Origin of the sequence: Helicobacter apodemus (genome assembly GCF_000765745.2) — a bacterium.
GTDB classification, from domain to species: Bacteria; Campylobacterota; Campylobacteria; order Campylobacterales; family Helicobacteraceae; genus Helicobacter_D; species Helicobacter_D apodemus.
Map to the genome: position 1 here is coordinate 1 of NZ_JRPC02000072.1, position 1635 is coordinate 1635.

Genomic DNA, 1635 nt, shown 5'->3' on the forward strand with positions numbered 1-1635 from the left:
CCCATTTCCTCTAGCACATACTTTATAGGATAGCCTTTTTCTATGGCTTCCACTTGCTTTTGGGATAAGGGGGTGTTCCAAATTTGGAGGATTTTGCCTCCTCTACCAACGCCTTCAATATATTTAAAGTGTAAAATTTTACCTTTTATGCGGCAAATTTTTTTGTCCATATCAAAAGCTCGTTTAATAGCTTTAAAAAGTCCTTGAATACCTATGTTGCTACTTTCTGCAAACTCTTTACTGCTTATCCATTGCCCCATTTTACACCACTTCTTTAAATACTTTAACTATATAACCTTGCTCAATCATTGCATCACAGACTTCATTGGCTTCTTTTAAGCTGTCGCAGAAACGAACAAAATCCTCTCCATTTTTATCCATATAAACAACGACAAAACCAGCTATTCTTTTTTCATTTTCCATTACGCAACCCTGAATCCGTCTTTTTCTAGCATTTCCCTTAATTCTTTAGACCTGCCTCTTGCACCCTTATTCTTACCATTAGACATATCAAGCAATAGAAAATAATCTTTCTCTTGAAGCCCTTTTGACTTAGCCCAAGTGCGTAGCTTAATGCCTCTTTTAGCCATTTGCTCGGTAATTTTACTATTCTTTTTTCTCATAATTTAACCTTCAAGGGATAGGACAAGGTTTTGTTTTGCCTGATTCTGTAATGGACTCTTTTAAAAATCCTAGCACCTTTTCTTTCGGGTAAATATGTCCCTCAATATGCGTTAATACTATTGTCATAATCTCCTTTTTTCCCTCAAATTCTTCACCCTCTATAATATACTTAAGCCCAGAAATTGCCTTTTGCATAAATTCATTAGTCATTTGCCGCCTTTTTATGTTATAATACACTTAACCACCCCACGAGGGAGTGGAGAAAGTGATTATAGCTCTAGTTTGAAAGTGATTCTTAACTTCCAAACTTTGAGCTTTACAACCACCTTTTTATACTTTAAAACTCGCATTTTAAAGCTCCAAAAGTGATATTCTTCCCACCCACCCAAACCGCTTTTAAGTTTTTGTATTTTTGTGATACAATTCCCTTAAAAGTAATGTAATTATAAGTAAAATTTTACATTTTGTCAAGGTATAAAGGTAATTTTTTACATATTAAGGATAATCTGTGCATAATTTTGGTGTTAGAATTAAAGAAGCAAGGCTTGAGAGAGGTTTAACTAGAAAACAATTAGCCGAACTTACAGATACAGCAGAAAAAACGATTTATAATTATGAGACAAATAAAGTGCCAATTACTATGGAATTTTTGATTATGGCAGCTGAACAATTAGGTGTTAGTTATAATTACTTAGCACACTTGGACGATTTGTCCATAAGTGATGTCCATAAGTCCATAAGTAAAAGCAAAAATTTGTCCATAAGTAATGTCCCTAAGCCAAAAAAAATGTCCATAACTCCACCAAACCAACTGCAAACCTTAAACGATGATATTGTATCCATTCCCTTTTACGAGGATATAACAGCAAGTGCAGGAAGCGGTGCATACAATGAAGCAGAAACGGCAGAGCAACTAAACTTCCCCAAATCCTTTTTACGCCAATATTTCGGCATTGTATCTTTTAATAATTTATCTATTATTATAGGAAAGGGCGATTCTATGTATCCCAC

The 1635-nt window shown here is 34.5% G+C and carries 4 protein-coding genes and 1 pseudogene; 1 reads left to right on the forward strand and 4 read right to left on the reverse strand.

Going from position 1 to position 1635, the window contains the following annotated elements:
* From LS72_RS10390 to LS72_RS10400, 4 genes and pseudogenes are all read right to left on the reverse strand, one after another.
* Positions 1-260: pseudogene (locus tag LS72_RS10390) on the reverse strand (hypothetical protein); the annotation flags it as partial.
* A 1-nt stretch (position 261) separates the two neighbouring features.
* On the reverse strand, positions 262-423 hold the full coding sequence (locus LS72_RS11045; protein WP_194145616.1) for a hypothetical protein: 162 nt from the start codon (positions 421-423) through the stop codon (positions 262-264).
* Positions 423-623, reverse strand: a complete 201-nt coding sequence (locus tag LS72_RS10395) for a helix-turn-helix domain-containing protein (protein ID WP_034555453.1) — start codon at positions 621-623, stop codon at positions 423-425. Before LS72_RS10395 ends, LS72_RS11045 begins: the two co-directional genes overlap by 1 nt.
* 10 nt (positions 624-633) lie before the next feature.
* The gene (locus LS72_RS10400) at positions 634-834 is read right to left on the reverse strand and encodes a hypothetical protein (protein ID WP_034555452.1); all 201 of its coding nucleotides are present in this window, start codon (positions 832-834) and stop codon (positions 634-636) included.
* A 298-nt stretch (positions 835-1132) separates the two neighbouring features.
* Between LS72_RS10400 and LS72_RS10405 the strand changes: the two genes are divergently transcribed.
* Positions 1133-1635 (forward strand): helix-turn-helix domain-containing protein (locus tag LS72_RS10405; RefSeq protein ID WP_138155349.1); only part of this gene is annotated, 503 nt, incomplete at its 3' end.